20 protein-coding genes are annotated in these 19,858 nt (G+C 66.8%); 7 read left to right on the top strand and 13 right to left on the bottom strand.

The genetic code is table 11. The features are described 5' to 3' along the window. Positions 1-5 precede the first annotated feature (5 nt). Both ACQHI0_RS30830 and ACQHI0_RS30835 read left to right on the top strand, forming a co-directional pair. A complete protein-coding gene (locus ACQHI0_RS30830; protein WP_378631659.1) occupies positions 6-521 on the top strand; it encodes an ImmA/IrrE family metallo-endopeptidase in 516 nt (171 codons plus the stop codon). Next, positions 518-1,552 carry a hypothetical protein gene (locus tag ACQHI0_RS30835; RefSeq protein ID WP_427905246.1) on the top strand — a complete coding sequence of 345 codons (1,035 nt, stop codon included), beginning with the start codon at positions 518-520 and terminating at the stop codon, positions 1,550-1,552. Before ACQHI0_RS30830 ends, ACQHI0_RS30835 begins: the two co-directional genes overlap by 4 nt. A 128-nt stretch (positions 1,553-1,680) precedes the next feature. Here the strand turns inward: ACQHI0_RS30835 and ACQHI0_RS30840 are convergent, their stop codons facing one another. Beyond that, positions 1,681-2,097: a helix-turn-helix domain-containing protein gene (locus ACQHI0_RS30840; RefSeq protein ID WP_033244044.1), complete on the bottom strand. Its 417-nt coding sequence runs from the start codon at positions 2,095-2,097 to the stop codon at positions 1,681-1,683. A gap of 365 nt (positions 2,098-2,462) precedes the next feature. After that, positions 2,463-3,626 carry a steroid 3-ketoacyl-CoA thiolase gene (locus ACQHI0_RS30845; RefSeq protein ID WP_427905247.1) on the bottom strand — a complete coding sequence of 388 codons (1,164 nt, stop codon included), beginning with the start codon at positions 3,624-3,626 and terminating at the stop codon, positions 2,463-2,465. A 132-nt stretch (positions 3,627-3,758) separates the two neighbouring features. Here ACQHI0_RS30845 and ACQHI0_RS30850 point away from each other — a divergent pair, with 132 nt between their 5' ends. Continuing rightward, positions 3,759-5,054 carry a cytochrome P450 gene (locus ACQHI0_RS30850; RefSeq protein ID WP_427905248.1) on the top strand — a complete coding sequence of 432 codons (1,296 nt, stop codon included), beginning with the start codon at positions 3,759-3,761 and terminating at the stop codon, positions 5,052-5,054. Positions 5,055-5,115: 61 nt separating this feature from the next. Here ACQHI0_RS30850 and ACQHI0_RS30855 read toward each other — a convergent pair whose 3' ends face one another. Genes ACQHI0_RS30855 through ACQHI0_RS30875 form a run of 5 tightly spaced genes read right to left on the bottom strand, consistent with a single transcriptional unit; the run spans position 5,116 to position 9,580 of the window. Next, positions 5,116-5,529, bottom strand: a complete 414-nt coding sequence (locus ACQHI0_RS30855) for a nuclear transport factor 2 family protein (protein ID WP_427905249.1) — start codon at positions 5,527-5,529, stop codon at positions 5,116-5,118. Further along, the gene (locus tag ACQHI0_RS30860) at positions 5,526-6,416 is read right to left on the bottom strand and encodes a TIGR03619 family F420-dependent LLM class oxidoreductase (protein ID WP_427905250.1); all 891 of its coding nucleotides are present in this window, start codon (positions 6,414-6,416) and stop codon (positions 5,526-5,528) included. Before ACQHI0_RS30860 ends, ACQHI0_RS30855 begins: the two co-directional genes overlap by 4 nt. Beyond that, a complete protein-coding gene (locus tag ACQHI0_RS30865; RefSeq protein ID WP_427905251.1) occupies positions 6,413-7,582 on the bottom strand; it encodes a thiolase domain-containing protein in 1,170 nt (389 codons plus the stop codon). Before ACQHI0_RS30865 ends, ACQHI0_RS30860 begins: the two co-directional genes overlap by 4 nt. After that, positions 7,579-8,598 (bottom strand): thiolase domain-containing protein, encoded by a 1,020-nt coding sequence (locus ACQHI0_RS30870; RefSeq protein ID WP_427905252.1) that lies wholly within the window; start codon positions 8,596-8,598, stop codon positions 7,579-7,581. Before ACQHI0_RS30870 ends, ACQHI0_RS30865 begins: the two co-directional genes overlap by 4 nt. Before the next feature lie 10 nt (positions 8,599-8,608). Beyond that, positions 8,609-9,580, bottom strand: coding sequence for a Zn-ribbon domain-containing OB-fold protein (locus ACQHI0_RS30875; protein WP_427905253.1), 972 nt, complete (start codon positions 9,578-9,580; stop codon positions 8,609-8,611). Positions 9,581-9,640: 60 nt separating this feature from the next. On the opposite strand from ACQHI0_RS30875, the gene ACQHI0_RS30880 reads away from it, so the two are divergent. Together ACQHI0_RS30880 and ACQHI0_RS30885 are read left to right on the top strand one after the other, a co-directional pair. Next, complete coding sequence (locus ACQHI0_RS30880) at positions 9,641-10,678, top strand: LLM class F420-dependent oxidoreductase (protein WP_427905254.1); 1,038 nt, start codon at positions 9,641-9,643, stop codon at positions 10,676-10,678. Between the two features lie 21 nt (positions 10,679-10,699). Further along, positions 10,700-12,229 (top strand): acyl-CoA synthetase, encoded by a 1,530-nt coding sequence (locus ACQHI0_RS30885; protein ID WP_427905255.1) that lies wholly within the window; start codon positions 10,700-10,702, stop codon positions 12,227-12,229. A gap of 13 nt (positions 12,230-12,242) precedes the next feature. Here the strand turns inward: ACQHI0_RS30885 and ACQHI0_RS30890 are convergent, their stop codons facing one another. Then, positions 12,243-13,241, bottom strand: a complete 999-nt coding sequence (locus tag ACQHI0_RS30890; protein ID WP_427905256.1) for a sigma-70 family RNA polymerase sigma factor — start codon at positions 13,239-13,241, stop codon at positions 12,243-12,245. A 148-nt stretch (positions 13,242-13,389) separates the two neighbouring features. Between ACQHI0_RS30890 and ACQHI0_RS30895 the strand changes: the two genes are divergently transcribed. Then, positions 13,390-13,806 (top strand): VOC family protein, encoded by a 417-nt coding sequence (locus ACQHI0_RS30895; protein ID WP_427905257.1) that lies wholly within the window; start codon positions 13,390-13,392, stop codon positions 13,804-13,806. A gap of 397 nt (positions 13,807-14,203) precedes the next feature. Here ACQHI0_RS30895 and ACQHI0_RS30900 read toward each other — a convergent pair whose 3' ends face one another. Further along, a complete protein-coding gene (locus tag ACQHI0_RS30900) occupies positions 14,204-14,986 on the bottom strand; it encodes a crotonase/enoyl-CoA hydratase family protein (protein ID WP_427905258.1) in 783 nt (260 codons plus the stop codon). Positions 14,987-15,046: 60 nt separating this feature from the next. Here ACQHI0_RS30900 and ACQHI0_RS30905 point away from each other — a divergent pair, with 60 nt between their 5' ends. Beyond that, positions 15,047-16,690 (top strand): acyl-CoA synthetase, encoded by a 1,644-nt coding sequence (locus tag ACQHI0_RS30905; protein WP_427905259.1) that lies wholly within the window; start codon positions 15,047-15,049, stop codon positions 16,688-16,690. A gap of 88 nt (positions 16,691-16,778) precedes the next feature. Here the strand turns inward: ACQHI0_RS30905 and ACQHI0_RS30910 are convergent, their stop codons facing one another. The 4 genes from ACQHI0_RS30910 to ACQHI0_RS30925 all read right to left on the bottom strand — a co-directional run bounded on the left by ACQHI0_RS30910 (position 16,779) and on the right by ACQHI0_RS30925 (position 19,838). Beyond that, a complete protein-coding gene (locus ACQHI0_RS30910) occupies positions 16,779-17,957 on the bottom strand; it encodes an FAD-dependent monooxygenase (protein WP_427905260.1) in 1,179 nt (392 codons plus the stop codon). A gap of 103 nt (positions 17,958-18,060) precedes the next feature. After that, positions 18,061-18,450, bottom strand: a complete 390-nt coding sequence (locus ACQHI0_RS30915) for a type II toxin-antitoxin system death-on-curing family toxin (RefSeq protein WP_427905261.1) — start codon at positions 18,448-18,450, stop codon at positions 18,061-18,063. Continuing rightward, positions 18,447-18,686, bottom strand: a complete 240-nt coding sequence (locus tag ACQHI0_RS30920) for a type II toxin-antitoxin system Phd/YefM family antitoxin (RefSeq protein WP_427905262.1) — start codon at positions 18,684-18,686, stop codon at positions 18,447-18,449. Before ACQHI0_RS30920 ends, ACQHI0_RS30915 begins: the two co-directional genes overlap by 4 nt. Before the next feature lie 54 nt (positions 18,687-18,740). After that, positions 18,741-19,838: an acyl-CoA dehydrogenase family protein gene (locus tag ACQHI0_RS30925; RefSeq protein ID WP_427905263.1), complete on the bottom strand. Its 1,098-nt coding sequence runs from the start codon at positions 19,836-19,838 to the stop codon at positions 18,741-18,743. Positions 19,839-19,858 lie beyond the last annotated feature (20 nt).

Genomic DNA, 19,858 nt, shown 5'->3' on the forward strand with positions numbered 1-19,858 from the left:
CTTCGATGAGTAAGAGCAAGACCCAGAGCACCTCCCGGTCCTATCGCCGAGTCGCCGCCGCCGTCGACGCGGTGTGCGCGGTGGCCGCCGACTCCGACGCCACCAGCCTCGACGAGGTGGTGCACGCCATCTCGCTGGAACGCAAGCGCGAGATCGAGATCACCAGCGCGAACCTCGGCCCCGGCGTGTGCGGTCAGCGCCGGTTCTATCCCGAACGCGACATCATCGTGCTCGCCGATGCCCTGCCGAGTCGCGATCACACCCTCGCGCACGAATTGGGTCATATCGTCTTCGACCACGAAGGTGCGCCCGCGGTCGAGACGACCCTCGAGGTGAGCGACGACCTGATCGCCTACATGCTCAGCCAGCGCGCCCACGCGCAGATCGTCGACGACGGCGCCGACGACCTCGCCGAATGGGAAGCCGAGACCTTCGCGGCCATGCTCATGACGCGCCTGCGCGTATTCAGCAACCGGGGCGCAGGCGTCTCGGTCCTTCGATTCGATGAGGCACTCGGATGACACTCTGGTTGACAGCCCTGCTGGTCTGGGTTGCCGCGGGTGCGCGAGTGGGTCGCGTGCTGGTGAAGCCCGCGACGACCGCCCGCGTGGCCATCGTCGTCGCGGTCGCCGCCGTGGCACTCGCGGTCACCGTCGCCATCCCCGAGATGGCGGTGGCCATCGACAACCTGATGAAGGGCGGTGTGCACAGCGGCTGGCTGTCCACCGGCATCGTGATCTCCGCCTGGATCCTGTTCACCACGGCCACCTCGGTGGTGGCCTCGGCCGCCTGGCCGGTGGTCTCGCGGCGCAACCTGCGCCAGGTCGCGATGGTCGTGTACGGCATCGGCGCGGTCGCGATCGCGATCACCCTGGCGTGGTCGTTCACCTTCGGCTGGATCACCGTCGCGCTCGGCGCGGTCTTCATCGTGACCACCGGTCTGCGCAACCTGGACTGGACCATCCTCGGCCGCGGCATCGCCATCTACATCACCGGCACCGCTCTGGTCGCGGTGCTCGCCGTCGCCAACGTGGGCCGCGCCTTCCAGCACGCCGAGCCGACACCCCCCAACGAACCGCTGTGGGGCTGGGTCGCCTGGGAGATCGCGGCGCTGCTGATCGCGCTCGGCGCCGTGTCGATCGTGATCGAGCTGTGGTGGCGGGCCAAGGTCCTGCTGCGCAAGATCAGGCCGCTGCACCAGTTGATGGTCGGCCGGTTCCCCGAGGTGGTCGCGCCCGAGCAGAACGCCACCTCGGCACAGCTCAAGGCCTCCGATCACATAGCTCAGGTGATGGACGCGCTGTATCTGCTCTCGGGCAGCGGCATCGTCATCCCGGCGGCCGGAGAGCCGCCGAACTCGGTACCGCGGCGGGCCGCGGTGGTGGCCGAATGGGCGCGAAATCCGTTGGGGGACTTGTTCGTTGACGCGCGCTGGATCGCGCCGCCACCCACTGTGAGCCCCAGGGGCTGGGTGCTGGCGCTGGCGAGCCAGTACGAGAACGCGGTGGCCGCCGCGAAGACGACACCGCAGAACGCCGCTACGTCGAGCTGACACGAAGCGCAGAAAACGGGCCTGAGCTGGTGGTTTCCACCGTCTCAGGCCCGTTGTCTGCGTATCCGATGTTTTACGGCCGTACCCAGGACACCATCAGGTGCGTCAGGCCGGCCGATGCGTGGATCCTATTCCGTTCCGTCCGGAGGAACTTCGGGCAAGCCTTCGCTGGCCCGCAACTTCTCCGCCATCGAGGTGAGTAGATTCTGAGATTCTTCGGACAGGTCGAATGCCCTACTCGACAGTCGACGAAGTCCGTAACCCTGCAGCTGCGCGAGCAGCTCCAGGTCATGATCGATCTTGGCCGCGTAGATATCGTTGAAGAAGTAGTCAGGCTTGACCTTGAAGAACTTCGCCAGGGCGGCCACCGTCTCATCGGACGGATTCGTTCGTTGTCCCGACCGCAACTGCGAGAGATACGGCTTCGAGATCGGATGCCCGGAGGCAGTCAGCGCAGCCGCAACCTCTGCGTTGGTGTGCGGCTTGCGCCCCGGGGGATGCACGGTTTCGAACAGCTTGTTCAGCCGCGCCGCGAAATCAGCCATTGTGAGCCGCCCAATTCCCTTCACTGTACTAACAGTCGTTATCTCGGATACGTATCATTGATATTAGCGGCTCAGTAACTGAAAACCTACGCCTGATTGGGGATTTCTCTACGATTTCCGTCGCTCACCTGCGTGCAGGGGCTGCGGTGGTCGCGTTTGCGGGTCGCGCCAACGACTCTTGTGGAGCGTGGGGGTACCCGGGTTCGTGCCCGTCGCAGGGTTCTTCCGCCATGCAGGCATGATAGCCCAAAGATAGCTGACATCTCATCTTCCCCCTGGCCCCCGTAACTTTGTGGCGTACGACACGTTCCGGGCGCCCTGGGATGAATGTTCAACCTGGGCGCCCGGTTTCGGTCTGTCTCAGTCTACAGGCGTTCGATGATGGTGCCGGTCGCGAGTGCGCCACCTGCGCACATCAGCACCATGGCGGTGCCCTGACCTGTGCGTTCGAGTTCGTGTAGCGCGGTCGTGATCAATCGCGAGCCGGTAGAACCGACAGGATGCCCGATTGCAATCGCACCGCCGTTGACATTTACCCGTTCCATGTCAGGTTGATGTACGGAAGCCCACGAAAGTGCGACGGACGCGAATGCTTCGTTGATCTCGAAAACATCGATATCGCCAATCGACATTCCGGAGCGCTCGAGCAGCCGGGTGCACGCCTGTACCGGGCCATCCAGATGGAACTCCGGCTCGGAGCCCACGAGTACCTGGGTGTGAATCCGCGCGCGCGGGCGCAAACCCTTTCGGCGCGCGACATTTTCGTCCATCAGCAGGACCGCGGCGGCACCGTCGGAGATCTGCGACGAAGTGCCCGCGGTATGGATGCCATCCGCCATGACAGGCTTCAGCGCGGACAGCCCTTCGATGGTGGTCGCGCGCAGGCCCTGGTCGCGGGTGACCTCCAGCTTCTCCCCGGTGGCCACGCCCTCGCTGTCGAGCACCGGCGCCGAGACCGGAAGCACCTCGCGGTCGTAGCGGCCCTCGGCCCAGGCCTTGGCGGCCAATTGCTGTGAGCGCAAGCCGAATTCATCGATATCGGACCGGGTGATCCCGCGCCTGCGGGCGATGCGCTCTGCGGCGCCGAACTGATCGGGCAGGTCGATCGACCACGACGCGGGCCGGCGCGGCCCCGCCTCGGTGCCGACATTGGCGCCCAGCGGTACCCGGCTCATCGCCTCGACGCCACACGCGATGCCGACGTCGATCGCGCCCGTGGCGATGAGGCCGGCGACGAGGTGGTTGGCCTGCTGGGCCGAACCGCACTGGGCGTCGATCGTGGTCGCGCCGGTCTGCCACGGCAGACCCGCGTGCAGCCAGGCCACGCGGGTGACGTTGTTGGACTGCTCGCCCGCCTGGGTGACGCAGCCGCCGATCACCTGCTCGACCTCGGCCGGGTCGAGTCCCGCCCGGTCGAGCAGTCCGCGCTGGGCCAGACCGAGCAGTTCGGCGGCGTGTAAGCCCGCGAGTTGCCCTCGGCGTTTGCCGATCGGGGTCCGCACGGCCTCGACGATCACGGGTGTGCCCATCTGATTCTCCCTCGTAACTGCAACAGGTTCTGATATTGAGCTCAGGGTAAAACCGCGAGGTTCTTCCGTCGCGGCGACCGCTATGCTTGAATGATTATAGAACGTGTTTCAGTTTGTCGAAGGAGACATCTGGTGGTAGATCCGAGCACCGAACAAGCCGACCACGCCCACACCGCGGGTCGGCCGAACCTGCCGGACGGGTTCGACGTTACCGACCCCGCTATCTACGCCGAGCGCGTTCCGACGGAGGAGTTCGCCGAGCTGCGGCGTTCGGCGCCGATCTGGTGGAACCCGAAGTCGCCCGACGTCGGTGGCTTCCACGACGACGGCTTCTGGGTGTTGAGCAAGCACGCCGACGTGAAAGAGGTATCGCGTCGCAGCGACGTCTTCTCGACGTATGAGAACACCGCGATCCCGCGCTTCAACGACGACATCCAGCGCGAGCAGATCGAACTGCAGCGCTTCGTCATCCTCAACAAGGACGCCCCGGAGCACACCAAGCTCCGCAAGCTGATCGCCAAGGGTTTCACCCCGCGCGCGGTCAACGGCCTGCGCGCCGAACTGTCGGCGCGCGCGGAGAAGATCGTGAAGGCCGCCGCCGAGTCGGGTTCGGGTGACTTCGTCACCCAGGTCGCCTGTGAGTTGCCGCTGCAGGCCATCGCCGAACTGATCGGTGTGCCGCAGGAGGACCGGATGAAGGTCTTCGAGTGGTCCAACGACATGACCGGCTACGACGATCCCGACAATGTGGACGTCGACCCGGTCGCCGCGTCGATGGGTCTGCTCGGCTACGCCTACCAGATGGCCGAGGCCAGAAAGGCCTGTCCGGCAGACGATCTGGTGACCACGCTGATCGAGGCCGACGTCGACGGTGAGGCGCTCACGCCGGAGGAGTTCGGCTTCTTCGTGATCGTGCTCGCCGTCGCGGGCAACGAGACCACGCGCAACGCCATCAGCCACGGCATGATCGCCTTCATGGAGAACCCCGACCAGTGGGAGCTGTTCAAGAAGGAACGCCCGGCCAGCGCGGTGGACGAGATCATTCGCTGGGCCACCCCGGTCACCTCCTTCCAGCGCACCGCGCTCGAGGACACCGAGCTCAATGGTGTGCAGATCAAGAAGGGGCAGCGTCTGGTGATGCTGTACCGGTCGGCCAATTTCGATGAGGACGTCTTCGAGGACCCGGACACGTTCAACATCATGCGCGAGGACAACCAGCATCTCGCCTTCGGTGGCACCGGCGCGCACTTCTGCGTCGGCGCGAACCTGGCCCGGCTCGAGATCGACTTGATCTTCAACGCGATCGCCGACCACCTGCCCGACATCACCAAGATCGGCAAGCCGAGGCGGCTGCACTCGGGCTGGCTCAATGGCATCAAGGAACTCCCGGTCGACTACAAGACCGCCGGTTGCCCTGTCGCGCACTGAGTAGCGATTCGACGAGAACAGCCCGAGACCGAAAGGTCCCGGGCTGTTCTGGCGTTTATCGCTAGACGGGGCGCGTGGTCGCGACCGCGCGGTCGACTTCCCAGAAGGCACGCAGGGCGGCGATCTTGCCCTCCGCGTCGACCTTGTAGGTGAACACACCCTCGGCGTCGATGACGTGGCCGGCCATCGTGGTGCGGATCAGCCCGGTGAAGGCGATTTCATTGCCGCAGGCGAAGGAGTCCTCGAAGCGGAATTCGATGGACTCGGTCAGGGCGATGGCCTTGTCCCAGAAGGCGCCGATGGCCTCGTGACCGCGGTGGCCGACGCCCTCCGGATCGAAACCCGAAGGGCCGACCGGATCTTCGACGATGCCGTCCGCGGCGAACAAGGCGACCCAGGCCGCCCGGTCCTTGGCTTTGACCGCGGCCTGGGAGGCAAGGCCCGCGGCGCGGGCAGTGCGTTCGATGGTGGTCATTGGTGCACCTTCGCGATGATGGGGTCGGCGATGTACTTCTCGGCGAACTTGCGCAGCGAGTCCTGCTTGGCCGCCAGCTCGCCGTCGAACCCGATACCGTCGGACAGCCATGGCACCACGATGTTGTCGGTGACGCCCGCATCGGCCAGGTCCTGATAGCCGTCGCGACCGAACTTGTCGATGCAGACCGACTGGATCTCGAACGGCACCTCCGACCGGCCGTATTCGGCGCGGAGATCGCGCAGCGTGCCGATGGTGGTGACGAGGTCGTCGAATTTCATCATCGCCGAGGTCCAGCCGTCACCGATGCGGGCGGCCCGGCGCAGCGCCGGACCGGTGTGCCCGCCGATGTAGAACGGCACCGGCTCGCTCGGTGCCGGACTCATCTGCAGCTGGTCGAAATCGAAGAACTCGCCGTGGAATTCGACCATGCCGCCGTCGAGGACGAGCCGGATGACCTCGATCATCTCGTCGACCCGAGCGCCACGGCGCGCGTAGGGAACTCCGCACCATTCGAATTCCTCAGGTGCCCAGCCGATTCCGATGCCGAAGCCGAACCGGTTGCCCGACATGTTGGCGATCGAGCCGACCTGGCGGGCCAGCAGCAGCGGATTGCGCGAGCCGAGCTTGAGGACATTGGTGTAGAACCGCAGCTTGGTGGTGACCGCCGCCATGGACGCGGCGGCGATCAGCGGATCCACCCACGGAGTTTCCGGGCCCCAGAAGCGGCTGCCGTCCGGGGTGTACGGGTAGTCGGCGGCCTGCGACTTCATGTAGAACAGCGAGTCGGGCAGTCCGATCGAGGTGAATCCGCATTCCTCGGCCGTCTTGGCCAGCTCGGTGAGCTGATCCAGCGGACTCAGTGCGATCCCGAGGGTGAACTTCATTCCGGACGCTCGCTTCCGACAACCCACATCGAGAAGTACTGGGAGCCACCGCCATACGCGTGGCCGAGCGCCTTGCGCGCGTTCTCGACCTGGTACGCGCCCGCCCGGCCCATCACCTGCTTGGCCGCCTCGGCGAACCGGATCAGGCCAGAGGCGCCGATCGGGTTGGACGAGAGCACGCCGCCCGACGGATTCACCGGGATGCGCCCGCCGATCTCCGTCTCGCCCTTGTCGGTGAGCTTCCAGCCGTCGCCCTCGGCCGCGAAGCCGAGATTCTCCAGCCACATCGGCTCGAACCAGGAGAACGGCACGTAGATCTCGGCGACGTCGATCTCCTCGAGCGGGTCGGTGATCCCCGCGGCCGTCCACAGCGCGGCGGCCGCGTCGCGACCCGCCTGCGGGTTCACCTGGTCGCGGCCGGAGAAGGTGGTCGGCTCGGTGCGCATCGCGGTGCCGTGCACCCAGGCGACCTTCTTGCCCTGCGCCTCGACCGCCGCGGCGGCCTCGGCATTGCCGATCACCAGGGCGCAGGCGCCGTCCGACGACGGGCAGGTCTCGTCGAAACGGATCGGGTCCCACAGCATTTGGGAGGCCAGCACCGATTCCAGGGTGATGTCGGGCTGGTGCAGGTGCGCGAGCGGGTTCTTCGCGCCGTTGCGCCGATCCTTCACCGCGACCATGGCGCCGATGTGCATCGGGGCGTTGGAGCGGCGGATGTAGGAGCGCACGTGCGGAGCGAAGTAGCCACCGGCGCCCGCGCCGACCGGCATGGTGAACGGCACCGGAATCGACAACGCCCACATGGCGTTCGACTCCGACTGCTTCTCCCATGCGATGGCCAGGACCTTGCCGTGCACGCCCGCCTGCACCAGGTTGGCGGCGACAACGCCGGTCGACCCACCGACCGAGCCCGCGGTGTGCACGCGCAGCAGCGGCTTGCCGATCGCGCCGAGGGCTTCGGCGAGGTACAGCTCGGGCATCATCACGCCCTCGAAGAAGTCGGGGGCCTTGCCGACCACGACGGCGTCGATCTCGTCGATGGTCAGGCCCGAGTCTTCGAGCGCTCGGTCAATCGCTTCACGGCACATGCCCGCCATGGACACGTCCGTGCGCTTCGTCACGTGATGAGTTTGGCCGGTGCCGAGCACCGCGGCGGGGAAGCTCATCGTGCCTCCGATTCCAGAACGGCGACCAGGTTCTGCTGCAGCGCGGGGCCGCTGGTCGCATGAGCGAGGGTCCGGTTGGCGGTGCCGGAGAAGATGGCCTTGGCGGCGTTGCCGATTCGCTCCAAGCCCGCCGCGAACATCGGGTTGCCCGCGAGCGCACCGCCGGACGGGTTGACCGTGGTATCGGGGGACAGGCCGATCGCCTCGGCCAGAATCAGCTGCTGATGGCTGAACGGCGCGTGCAGCTCGGCCAGGTCGAAGGTGGTGTCACCACCGGTCGCGGCCGCGGCGGCCCTGGTGGTGGATGGCGAGCGGGTCAGGTCGCGGCCACCGAGCGCCTGTGCGTCGATATTGTGCGCGATGCCGGTGATCCACGCCGGGCGCGCACTCAGCTCCCTGGCGCGATCGCCGACCGCGAGCACGATCGCGGCGGCACCGTCGGTGATCGGGGCGATGTCGTGCGCGCGCAGTGGGTCGGCGACATACGGTGCGGCGAGCAGGGATTCGATGTCACCGCCGGTGACGGCGGCCATCTCCTGCTCGGTCCAGCGGCCCGCGTCCAGCCCCGCGCGTGCCTGCAGGCCCGCGACCGAGACAGCGTCGGGCCACAGCGGGCCGACCAGATACGGGTCGAGCTGCCTGGTCAGCACCTGACGCAGCGTGCCCGCCGACGACTTGCCGAAGCCGTACACGAGCGCGGTCTGCGCCTGGCCGGAAACCAGCTTCACCCACGCCTCGTAGAGCGCCCACGCGGCGTCCATCTCCACGTGCGACTCGTTGATCGGCGGCACCGCGCCGATCGCGTCGACCGCGGAAATGAACGAGAAGGCCCGCCCCGCAAGGTAATCCGAGGATCCGGAACACCAGAAGTCGATGTCGGTCTTGGTGATGCCGAGATCGGCGTAGAGCTGCTGGAAGCACGGCACGAGCATCTCGACGCCGTTGGTGGTGCCGAAGGTCTCCGGCACATGCGGTGCGTGGGCGAACCCGACCACCGCGATTTCTGGTGTACTCAACGTCGCCTCTCTACAGGTGGTGCTGATAGGACTCGTACGAGGCATCGGGCTCGCCGGTCGGCCGGAAGTGGTCGATATTGGCCAGCGCGTGGCCCCACTCCTCGCGGGGCTTCCACACGGCCTCGACCCGCATGCCCATCCGCACCTCGGCTGCGTCGCAGCCGAGAACCAGGTGCAGGAACGGGATGTCGGCGCCGTCGAGGAGCACGTAGGCGGCCACATACGGCGGCTTGATCCGCTGGCCGAGGAACGGCACATTGACGATGCAGAAGGTGGTCACCGTGCCCTTGTCCGGCAGTTCGACCAGATCGTTGGTCGGCGTGCCGTCGGTCGGGTTGGCGCCACGCGGCGGGAAGTACACCCGGCCGCCCGCTTCGGAGCGGCCGCCGATCAACTTGCCCTCGGCGAGGCCGCGCAGGTAGACGCTCTCCTGCGGCGAGGCGGTGTGCTTGTAGCTCATGTCGACGGGTGTGGTCAGCACGGTCACCGGCTCGGCGGTGTCCTCGGGTGGTGCGGCGGCCACGGTGGCCTCGCCCGGCTCGAAGCAGGCGATGTCGTGAATCGTGCCGGTGCGCTCTTGCGCCCACCGCACGCGTACCCGCATCCCGGTGCTCACCTGGCTCGGGTCGGTCACGTCCAGCGCGTGCAACATCGCCGTGTCGGCCCCGTCCAGCTGGACTAGGGCCCACGCGAACGGCCGGTCGAACGGCTGCCCTGGCAGCGTGTCGGCCACCCATGTCCACGACTTCACCGTGCCGGTCGTCTCGACCTGGACCAGCTCGGCCAGCGGGGCCGAGGTGATCGGGTCGTATTCCTGCGCCGGCACCAGAATCCGGCCGTCGCTGCCGCGGACGCCGAGTATCCGGCGTTCGCGCAGTCCGGTCAGAAAGGCGCCGATGACAGGTCCGACGGATCTGGTGTAGTCGAACTGCACCCGTAGGGGTGCACTCAATACTTCCACTGCGGTATTCCCCTGGGTCACGATATCGAGTAGAACAGGTTCTTATTCTGCTCGCAAGGATTCGCCGAAAGGGCGCCGATCATGAAATTCGGATTGCAACTCGGATACTGGGGCGCGCAGCCCCCCGCCAACGCGGGTGAGCTGGTGATCGCGGCCGAGGAATCGGGCTTCGACGCCGTGTTCGCGGCGGAGTCCTGGGGCTCGGACGCGTTCACGCCGCTGGCCTGGTGGGGTTCGTCCACCGAGCGCGTGCGGCTCGGCACCTCGGTCGCGCAGATGTCGGCCCGCACACCCGCGGCGGCCGCGATGCACGCGCTCACGCTGGATCACCTCAGTGGCGGCCGGGCCATTCTCGGACTCGGTGTCTCCGGTCCGCAGGTGGTGGAGGGCTGGTACGGACAGCCCTTCGCGCAGCCGCTGCGGCGCACGCGCGAGTACGTCGACATCGTGCGCAAGGTGCTGGCACGGCAGGCGCCGGTGACGTCGGACGGCAAGCACTACGGCCTGCCGTACACCGGCCCCGGAGCGACCGGTCTCGGTAAACCGCTCAAGCCGATCGTGCATCCGCTGCGCGCTGATCTGCCGATCTGGCTGGGTGCGGAGGGTCCGAAGAATGTCGCGCAGACCGCCGAGATCGCCGACGGCTGGCTCGCGATCTACTACGCACCGCGCCTGGCAGGCATGTACAACGAATGGCTCGACGAGGGCTTCGCCCGGGCGGGCGCCCGCCGTTCGCGCGCGGATTTCGAGATCGCGGCGAGCGCGCAGGTGGTGATCACCGATGATCCGGCGGGCGAGATCGAGCGGATGCGCTGGGTGAGCGCGCTCTACATCGGCGGGATGGGAGCGCCCGAGCTGAATTTCCACGCCCAGGTCTACAAGCGGATGGGCTACGGCGCCGAGGTGGACGAGATCTCCGCGCTGTTCCAGGCGGGGCGCAAGGCCGAGGCCGCGGCGGCGGTGCCCGACGAGCTGATCACCGACACCGCGATCTTCGGCGACGAGGCCCACGTCCGCTCCCGGTTGAAGGAATGGGAGGACGCGGGCGTGACGATGATGCTGATCTCGGTGTCGGATCCCGAACAAATGCGTCGGCTCCAACCCCTTGTCACTATGTAGAACACGTTCTAAATTCGAGGGGTGAGCCAGCAGACAACGGAAGTCCTCGGACTGTGGAATATCGCCGCGACGGATCCCGAGCGGATCGCCGTCGTCGACCCGGACGGCAGGGAGATCACCTACCGAGAATTGGCCACCCTGGCCAACCGCTACGCCAACGGGCTACGCGGCATCGGATTACAGACCGGCGACGTCGTTGTCAGCATGCTGCACAATGGCGTCGAGGCGATCGCCGCGTATTTCGCCGCCTATCAGGCGGGGCTGTACATCGTCGCGGTGAACTGGCATCTGACCGCGCCGGAGATCGCCTACATCCTCGGTGACAGTGACGCCGCGGCGTTCCTCGCCAGCGAGCGGTTCGCGGCCACCGCCGCCGAGGCCGCCGACCTCGCCGAACTACCAGAGAACGCCCGGTTCGCGGTCGGTACGGTGCCGGGCTTCCGGCCGGTGTCGTGGCTCGGCGCCGCCGATACCGGCAGGCCCTCGGACCGTTCGGTCGGTGCGCCGATGCTCTACACCTCGGGAACCACGGGGCGACCCAAGGGTGTTCGCCGCCCGCTCACCGGCGCCGATCCCGATGAGGTTCCCGCGCCGAACAAGGCGTTCTTCAGCCTGTTCGAGCTGGCCCCCTACGACGACCACGTGCACATCTGCGGCTCGCCGCTCTATCACACGGCCGTGCTGAACTTCTCGACCATCTCGATCCAGTTGGGGCACAAGCTGGTGCTGATGGATCGGTGGGATGCCGAGGACATGCTCGGGCTGATCGAGCGCCACAAGGTGACTCACAGTCACATGGTGCCCACCCAGTTCCACCGCCTGCTCGCCCTGCCCGATGACGTGCGCGCCCGCTACGACGTGTCCTCGCTGCGCAGCATGGTGCACGGCGCGGCGCCGTGCCCGCAGCAGACCAAGCGCCGGATGCTCGACTGGTGGGGACCGGTCGTCACCGAGTACTACGCGGCCACCGAGGGCGGCGGCACGGTGATCAACGGCACCGAGTGGCTGTCCAAGCCGGGCTCGGTCGGCAAGGCCTGGCCGTGGTCGGTCATCAAGATCCTCGACGAGACCGACGGCACCGAACTGCCCGCGGGCAAAGAGGGCATGGTCTACATGCGGATGGGCGCCTCGAGCTTCGAGTACCACCACGCCAAGGAGAAGACCGAGGAGTCGCGTGTCGGTGACCTGTTCACCGTCGGCGACATCGGCTACCTCGACGAGGACGGCTATCTGTTCCTGTGCGACCGGCGCTCGGATCTGATCCTGTCCGGTGGCGTGAACATCTACCCGGCCGAGATCGAGGGCGTGCTGATGAGCCACCCGAAGGTGGCCGACGTCGCGGTTCTCGGTGTACCGGACCCGGATTGGGGCCAGCAGGTGAAGGCGTTCGTGCAGCCGGTCGAAGGGCTGGCCGAGGAAGACTTCACCGCCGAACTCCTGGAATTCGCCGCCGGTCAGCTCGCGAAGTACAAGCTGCCCCGCACGGTGGAATACCGTGCGGAGCTGCCCCGTGATCCCAACGGAAAGCTGTACAAGCGCCGTCTGCTCTGAATTCTCTTCCCGCTCAGACGGGCTCGCGCCACTCCGGCTCGAGCCCGAAGAGCGGGAACAGGCGCTGGGTGTCGAGGAAGAAGTTGAGGCCGGCGATGGTGTCGCCCTCGAGTTCGAGCACCGTGATCGACCACGGCACCCAGACGCCCGGCTCCTCGCTCGGCTTGTAGTGGCCGAAGGCGGGCGAACCGTTGGCACCGACCAGCGGCACCATCCGCGAATTGCGGCACGCGGCGCCCGTGCTGAGCATGAACGCGGCCACGTTCTCCGGGCCCGAGATCCAGAGATCGAACGGCGGCATCGACAGCGCCACATCGGCTTTGAGCAGGGTGGTCAAGGCATCCATGTCGTAGGCCTCGAATGCGGTGACGAAATCGTCGATCAGCTTGCGCTGATCGGGATCGGTCTCGTCGAAGCTGTCGGCCACCTTCGGCTGCACCTTCGACATGGTGGCCCTTGCTCGCTGCAGCGCGCTGTTCACCGACGCGGGCGACATCATCAGCGCCTCGGCGGTCTCGCCCGCGGAGAACCGAAGCACCTCGCGCATGATCAGGATCGCGCGCTGGGTGGCGGGCAGATGCTGGCAGGCCGCGACGAAGGCGAGGCGCAGCGTGTCTCTGGTGGAGGCGTGTTCGGCCGGGTCGGCGCCGAAGGCGAGCCCGTTCGGGATCGGCTCGATCCATACGTAATCGGGCTGGGGCATGGGCAGCGGTGAATCCGGGCGGCCCGGCCCGTTGAGATCCATCGGTCTGGCGCGGCTCTGTGGACGGTCGAGCATGTCGAGACAGATATTGGTGGCGATCTTGTACAGCCACGAGCGCAGACTCGCGCGACCCTCGAAGGAATCGTAGGAGCGCCAGGCTCGGGTGAAGGTTTCCTGCACCGCGTCCTCGGCCTCGAACGAGGAGCCGAGCATGCGATAGGCATACGCGCACAACTCGCGCCGATGCGTCTCGAATTCGGCGAGTACAGCGGGATCGGGGCCGGTGGTGGCGGTTGTGGCGTCGCTCATAGTTTCACGATGCCACAGGGGTCCGACAGCTGACAGGGGTGAAAACGAACTATCTCGATTCGCGAAGTTTGCGTGGTTGCGATGAATCCGGGTTCGCCGTCGCGTCTACATGTTCGAGACCGCAACGACGCCACGAAAGGCTGATCCCATGAGCAACAAGATGATCTTCATCAACCTCCCCGTCGCCGACCTCGACCGCTCGAAGAGCTTCTACGAGGCGCTGGGCTGGAAGGTGAACGAGGACTTCACCGATCAGAACGCGGCCTGCATCGTCGTCGACGACAACATCTGCTTGATGCTGCTGACCAAGGACTTCTTCACTACGTTCAGCAAGCGCCCGATCGCTGATACCAGTGGTGCCATCGGTGCTGCTTACGCGTTGTCGCTCGGCAGCGCGGCGGAGGTTGATTCGCTTACCGACGCGGCCGTGGCGGCGGGCGGGACCGAGGAGACCAACGATGACAAGAAGGCTCAGGAGGCCCAGGTCGGTATGCACGGGCGTACGTTCATCGATCCTGATGGGCACCAGTGGGAGCCGTTTTACATGGATTACCCGGGGGCGTAGGGGTTGGTGGTCCCGGGGCGGGTTGTCTGGCAGGGCTTCGGGGTTTGGGTAGTCCTGGAGGCACTGGCTGTGTTTTTGGAGCGCTGGCGCGCTCGAGCGCGGCCCCTGGGGGGCCGCGAGTTAGCCACCGTTGCTGGCGGCTGCGCCGCGGACGCAACGGCGGCTAACTCGCGGCCGGGCCGCTACGCCGCTTCGCGGCGGACCCTCCTCGAGGTCGGGTCGTGCGGGGCTGGGAGTGCGGTCATGGCGGACCTGGGGTTTACGAGTGTGGCTGGTAGTGCGGAAGGTCGCGGACCTGGGGTTTACGAGTGTGGCTGGTAGTGCGGTAGGTCGCGGACCTGGGTGTGGTCGTGCGCTGGTAGTGCGGTCGGTCGCGGACCTGGGGTGTGGTGGCGTTTTAGGTGCCGGTGAAGTTCGGTTTGCGCTTCTCGGCGAAGGCTCGGGGGCCTTCCTTGGCGTCGGCCGATCTGAAGACCTCGATGCCGATCTTCGCCTCGATGGGGAACGCCTCGTTCTCCGGCATGGCCTCGGTTTCGCGCAGGGTGCGCAGCATCGCCTGGACGGCGAGCGGGCCGTTGTCGGCGATCTGGCCTGCCAGCGCCAAGGCCTTGTCGAGGGCGGTTCCGTCGGGGACGACGTGTCCGATCAGGCCGATCTCCTTGGCCTCGGCGGCGGTGATATGCCGACCGGTCAGCAGCAGATCAGTGGCCACCGTGTACGGGATCTGCCGGGCCAGCCGCACCGCGGAACCACCGAGCGGGAACAGGCCCCAGCGGGCCTCGGAGACACCGAACTTGGCGCTCTCCCCGGCCACGCGCAGGTCGGTGCCCTGCAGGATCTCGGTGCCACCGGCGATGGCCGGGCCCTCGACCGCCGCGATCAGCGGCTTGGCCAGTCGCCGCCCCTTCAGTAGCGCGGGCAGGTAGGCCGGGTCCCAGCTGCCGGAGGACGCGGTGTCTCCTGGATGCTGCGAGCTCATCGCCTTCAGATCCATCCCCGCGCAGAAGGCCCCGCCCGCGCCGGTGAGGATCGCGACGCGGATGTCGGGATCGCTGTCCACCTGGTCCCAGGCGTCGAGCATGATCGCCATCATCTCGCTGGACAGGGCGTTGCGCGCCTCCGGCCGATTCATGGTGACGATGAGGACATGGTCGCGTTTCTCGACCAAGCAGTGGGCCATCTGAATTCTCCTGACGATCTGGTCTTGTCAGAAACAGTAACACGTTCTATTTTTGTCCTTGTGAGCTACAACATAGCCGATCTCGTCGAACATGCCGTCGACTTGATGCCCGACCGGATCGTGCTGGTCGGCGAGCATCGAGAGTCGACCTACGCCGAACTAGAGGAGCGGGCCAACAAACTGGCCCACTACCTGCTGGAACAGGGTGTGCGTCCCGGCGACAAAGTCGGAATCTATTCCAGGAACACCGTCGAGGCCGTCGAAGCGATGGTGGCCGTCTTCAAGGCGCGGGCGGTGATGATCAATGTCAATTTCCGCTATGTCGAGAACGAGCTACTGCACATCTTCGACAACTCCGACATGGTGGCGCTGATCCACGAGCGCCGCTACACCGACAAGGTGGCGGCGGTGCGGGACAAGGTGCCCGCCCTGAAGACGGTGATCGTCGTCGAGGACGGCACCGATGGCCCCACCGGCGCGGACACCGTGGAGTACGAAGCGGCGCTGGCCGGTTCGTCGGGTGAACGCGACTTCGAGGAACGCTCGCCTGACGACATCTACATGCTCTACACCGGCGGCACCACCGGCCTGCCCAAGGGCGTGATGTGGCGGCACGAGGACGTCTGGCGCGTCCTCGGCGCCGGCATCAACTTCGTCACCGGCGAGTACGTCAAGGACGAGTGGGAGCTGGCCAAGGTCGGCGCGGCCAACCCGCAGATGGTGCGCTTCCCGATCCCGCCGATGATCCACGGCGGCTCGCAGTGGGCCACCTTCCACAGCCTGTTCGGCGGTGGCAAAGCCGTGATGATTCCCGAGTTCAGCGGGCACGGGGTGTGGCAGGCCGTCGACAAGCACGGCATCAACCTGATCTTCATCACCGGTGACGCGATGGCGCGCCCGATGCTCGACGCCCTCGCCGAAGGCAACCCGGAAACCGGTGAGCCCTACGACCTTTCGACCCTGTACGTGCTGGCCAGCAGTGCGGCACTGTTCTCGCCCTCGCTCAAGGACAAGTTCCTCGAGGTGCTGCCCAACCGGATGATTTCCGACTCCATCGGCTCCTCGGAGACCGGATTCGGCGGCCTCTCGCTGGTCGCCAAGGGTGCCACCCACACCGGTGGTCCCCGGGTGAAGATCGACGCGGCCACCCAGGTGCTCGACGAGGACGGCAACCCGGTCGAAGCGGGTTCCGGCGTCGTCGGCCTGCTGGCCCGCAGCGGCCACATCCCGCTCGGCTACTACAACGACGAGGTCAAGTCAGCCGCGACGTTCAAGGAGATCAACGGCGTTCGCTTCGCGATCCCCGGTGACTACGCGCGCGTCGAGGAGGACGGCTCGGTCACCATGCTCGGCCGCGGTTCGGTGAGCATCAACAGCGGTGGCGAGAAGATCTACCCCGAAGAGGTGGAGGGCGCCCTCAAGGCCCACCCCGAGATCTTCGACGCGCTGGTGGTCGGTGTCGAGGACGAGCGCTGGGGTCAGCGGGTCTGCGCGGTCGTCCAGTGTCGCGGCGAGAACCGCCCCACCCTGGCCGACCTGAAACCGATCCTCACCCAGGAGATCGCGTCGTACAAGCAGCCACGCAGCCTGTGGTTCGTCGACGAGATCAAGCGCTCGCCCGCGGGCAAGCCGGACTACCGCTGGGCCAAGTCCCAGACCGACGAGCGTCCTGCGGATGAGCACGCGGAGGCAGGCTCGGCGTAGTACCGGCTCCACACGAACAAGCCCGCCCGGCAGCGTCGCCGGGCGGGCTTTCGTCGTGTTCGAAACGTTGTGGTCAACCGGGTTCCGGTCAGCGATTGCCGAGTTCTGAGAGTTGGTAGGCCAATCGGCCACGCACCACGGGGATGCGGCTGAGAAAACGCAGGGCGGTGTTGCGCGCGAAGCGGATCGGCGCGGACTGGAGAGTGGCCATCGTGGTCATGCGATCGGTGAACGCCACGACGTCGAGGGCGATCGGCCTGCGGACGGTTTCATAGGTATCGAGGATCGAATCAGGTTCGCCTGCGGTGACTTTCGTCAGCAGGGTGGCGAGTAGGGCGGCGTCCTGGACGCCGGTGTTCATGCCCTGGCCGCCTGCTGGGCTGTGCACGTGGGCGGCGTCGCCTGCCAGGAAGATGCGGCCGGCGCGGTAGTGGTCGGCTACGCGGTGGTGGACGCGGAAGCGGGAGCTCCACAGGATCTCGTCGACTCGGATGTCGCCTGCGGGGCCGCGCGCGTTCATGAGGGTCTGGACGTCGTCGAGGGTGGGGTGTTCGGGGGCCTCGTCGACGGTGGCCACGACGCGGTAGCGGTTGGCCTCGTCGTCGGGGAGGGGGGCGACGACGGTGACGCCTTCGGGGGAGAGGTGCAGTGAGACCTCGGTGCGTGGGGTCGGCCAGCTCATGCGGACGTCGGCCAGGATGAACGACGCGGGGTAGGTGTCGCCGGTGAAGCCGATGCCTGCATACTCGCGCACGACGCTGTGCATGCCGTCGGCGCCGATGACGTAGTTGGCCCTGATCGCGCCTTGCCGGTCGTGCTCATCGGTGTATTCGACCGTCACGCTGCCGTTTTCGCCGGTGACGCGGGTGACGGTGAGCGGCCGGCGCACGGTGCCGCCCAGCTTGTGCAGTCGATCGAGCAGCACCTGCTCGGTGACGTCCTGCGGCACCATCAGCGTGTACGGGAACGCGGTGGGCAGATCGCCGAATCCGATGGTGGCCAACGTCTTCGCCCCGTCGTGCAGCCTGAACATCGGCACCTTGATCCCGCGTTCGACGAGTTCACTCGCGATGCCGAGGTCATCGAGCACCTCGAGCGTCCTGGCATGCACTACCGCGGCCCGAGAAGTGTTGGCGCCCTCGCCGAGTCGATCGATGAGCACGTGGTCGATGCCGGCTTCGGCGAGCACGATCGCGGCGGTGAGCCCGGCGGGACCCGCGCCCACGATGACGACGGAGGTGGTTTCGGGCACTGAGGTGGCGGCCATTTCGACTCCTGGTCAACGCTTTTGCCAACGCTTGTAGGCGCAACGGTAACGTGCCCCGGATGAGGGTCGACCGGAATCGTTCGGGATTCAGCCAGGCCAGTGGTCAGTGCTTCAAGGCGGTGGCGAGGCGGGATGCGATCTCGGGAACATCGACAACTGTGCCACTGGCGACGTCGATCATGAGGTCGTAGGCGAGGTCTTCGTCGAGAGAGCTCGTGTCGATGCCGTTGTGGGCCAGGAATACGATCGCGCCTGCGATGGCAAGGCGTTTGTTGCCGTCGACGAGTGGAGGGTTACCTGCGATCGAATGCAGGAGCGCTGCGGACTTCTGCCAGATGCCCGGATAGGCGTCGGTGCCGAACACCGTAGTTGCCGGGCGTGCAGCCGCCGACGCGAGCAGTCCCGCGTCGCGTACGACGTACAGCCCTGCCACATCCTCGGCGATTGCTCGCAGGTCGGCGACCGTGAGGTAGTAGATCTCCGCTTCGCTCACTCGGCGAGCCTGTCGAGCAGGCTCCTGTGACGCTTGGCGAATTGTCGCGATAGTGCGCGGACTTGGCTGTCTGCGGTCTCGGCCATCGAGTCCGGCACCACCGCCGCTACGCGGCGGCCATGGCGGGTCAAGTGCACGACGGTGCCGCCCTCGGCGGCCGCGATCACTTCAGCGAGGCGCTCCCTGGCTTCACTTACCGGGAGCTCCCAGTTCTCAGGCGAGGGGGCTGCAGTCATGCCTAGAATTGTACATCTTCGCCGACAGTTCGTACGAACTGTCGGCGAAGGGGGCTAGCTCGCCAGTTCCGTGCCGAGGGCGAGGAGATGGGGAGTCGCGCCGCCGAGGGCGAATTCGTTGTGCTTGGCGGCGGTGAAGTAGTTGTGGGTGATGTGGTCGCGGTCGATGCCGAGGCCGCCGTGCACGTGGACGACGGTGTGGGCGACCTTGTGGCCTGCCTCGGCGGCCCAGAACTTGGCGATGTGGATGGCCTCGGCGGCGGGGAGGTCCTCCGAGAGACGCCAGGCGCCCTGGGTGACCGTGAGGCGCAGGCCGCCGATGTCGATGTAGGCGTCGGAAAGGCGCTGGGCGACGGACTGGAAGGAGCCGATCGGCTTGCCGAACTGTTCGCGGGTGCGGGTGTGCTCGGCGGTCAGTTCGAGTGCGCGTTCCAGGGTGCCGAGTTGCAAGGCGGACAGGCCCAGCCAGGCGTGTTCACGCAGCCAGGTGAGGATGTCGGCGCCCGCCTCGATGGTGCCGAGCAGGTGGGCCGGCGTGGCGGCCAGCTCGACGACGAATTCGGGGCTCAGGTCGACGACCTGCTGGGCGGTACGGGTCACCGAGGTGTGCTCCGGATCGATCACGAAGACGCCGACACCATGGGAAGTGATGGCGGGCACCAGGATTCGCTCGGCCCGGTCCGCGTAGGGAACGGTGGTCGCGGTACCGGTGAGCGTCCACGCGGCACCGGCGGTCTCGGCGACGATGCCGGGAGCGTCGGTGGTGGCGCGCAGTTCCTCGGCGAGCGCGGCGGTGAGCACGACCTCGCCCGCGCCTGCTCGCGCGGCCAGCGCCTGCTGATCGGCGTCGCCGAACTTCGCCAGCGCGCCCGCACCGAGGACGATCGACGACAGATAAGGCACCGCCGCGACGACGCGGCCGAGTTCACGCAGGATCGCGGTCTGCTCGAGCATGCCGAAATCGCTGCCGCCCAGGGCTTCCGGCAGCGCGGCGGCCAGCACGCCGGTCTCGGCGAGCGACTTCCAGAGCTGCTCGTCGAAGCGGCCCGCGGTGTCCAGTTCGCGCAGACGGTCGGCGGTGACGAGCTTCGCGCAGATCTCGCCGGTCAGCCGGGCGAGATCGGTCTGGGCTTCGGTAGGGGTGAAATCCATGGGAGATACCGGCTTTCGGG

Source organism: Nocardia sp. FBN12 (assembly GCF_050320175.1).
In the GTDB taxonomy this organism is placed as follows: domain Bacteria; phylum Actinomycetota; class Actinomycetes; order Mycobacteriales; family Mycobacteriaceae; genus Nocardia.

What these genes read in the sequence shown, in the direction of transcription:
- ACQHI0_RS30830 (WP_378631659.1), top strand. Translation starts at nt 6, where the DNA reads ATGAGTAAGAGCAAGACCCAGAGCACCTCCCGGTCCTATCGCCGAGTC.
- ACQHI0_RS30835 (WP_427905246.1), top strand. Translation starts at nt 518, where the DNA reads ATGACACTCTGGTTGACAGCCCTGCTGGTCTGGGTTGCCGCGGGTGCG.
- ACQHI0_RS30840 (WP_033244044.1), bottom strand. Translation starts at nt 2,097, where the DNA reads ATGGCTGATTTCGCGGCGCGGCTGAACAAGCTGTTCGAAACCGTGCAT.
- ACQHI0_RS30845 (WP_427905247.1), bottom strand. Translation starts at nt 3,626, where the DNA reads ATGGGCACACCCGTGATCGTCGAGGCCGTGCGGACCCCGATCGGCAAA.
- ACQHI0_RS30855 (WP_427905249.1), bottom strand. Translation starts at nt 5,529, where the DNA reads ATGACCACCATCGAACGCACTGCCCGCGCCGCGGGCCTTGCCTCCCAG.
- ACQHI0_RS30860 (WP_427905250.1), bottom strand. Translation starts at nt 6,416, where the DNA reads ATGAAGTTCACCCTCGGGATCGCACTGAGTCCGCTGGATCAGCTCACC.
- ACQHI0_RS30865 (WP_427905251.1), bottom strand. Translation starts at nt 7,582, where the DNA reads ATGAGCTTCCCCGCCGCGGTGCTCGGCACCGGCCAAACTCATCACGTG.
- ACQHI0_RS30880 (WP_427905254.1), top strand. Translation starts at nt 9,641, where the DNA reads ATGAAATTCGGATTGCAACTCGGATACTGGGGCGCGCAGCCCCCCGCC.
- ACQHI0_RS30890 (WP_427905256.1), bottom strand. Translation starts at nt 13,241, where the DNA reads ATGAGCGACGCCACAACCGCCACCACCGGCCCCGATCCCGCTGTACTC.
- ACQHI0_RS30895 (WP_427905257.1), top strand. Translation starts at nt 13,390, where the DNA reads ATGAGCAACAAGATGATCTTCATCAACCTCCCCGTCGCCGACCTCGAC.
- ACQHI0_RS30900 (WP_427905258.1), bottom strand. Translation starts at nt 14,986, where the DNA reads ATGGCCCACTGCTTGGTCGAGAAACGCGACCATGTCCTCATCGTCACC.
- ACQHI0_RS30910 (WP_427905260.1), bottom strand. Translation starts at nt 17,957, where the DNA reads ATGGCCGCCACCTCAGTGCCCGAAACCACCTCCGTCGTCATCGTGGGC.
- ACQHI0_RS30920 (WP_427905262.1), bottom strand. Translation starts at nt 18,686, where the DNA reads ATGACTGCAGCCCCCTCGCCTGAGAACTGGGAGCTCCCGGTAAGTGAA.
- ACQHI0_RS30925 (WP_427905263.1), bottom strand. Translation starts at nt 19,838, where the DNA reads ATGGATTTCACCCCTACCGAAGCCCAGACCGATCTCGCCCGGCTGACC.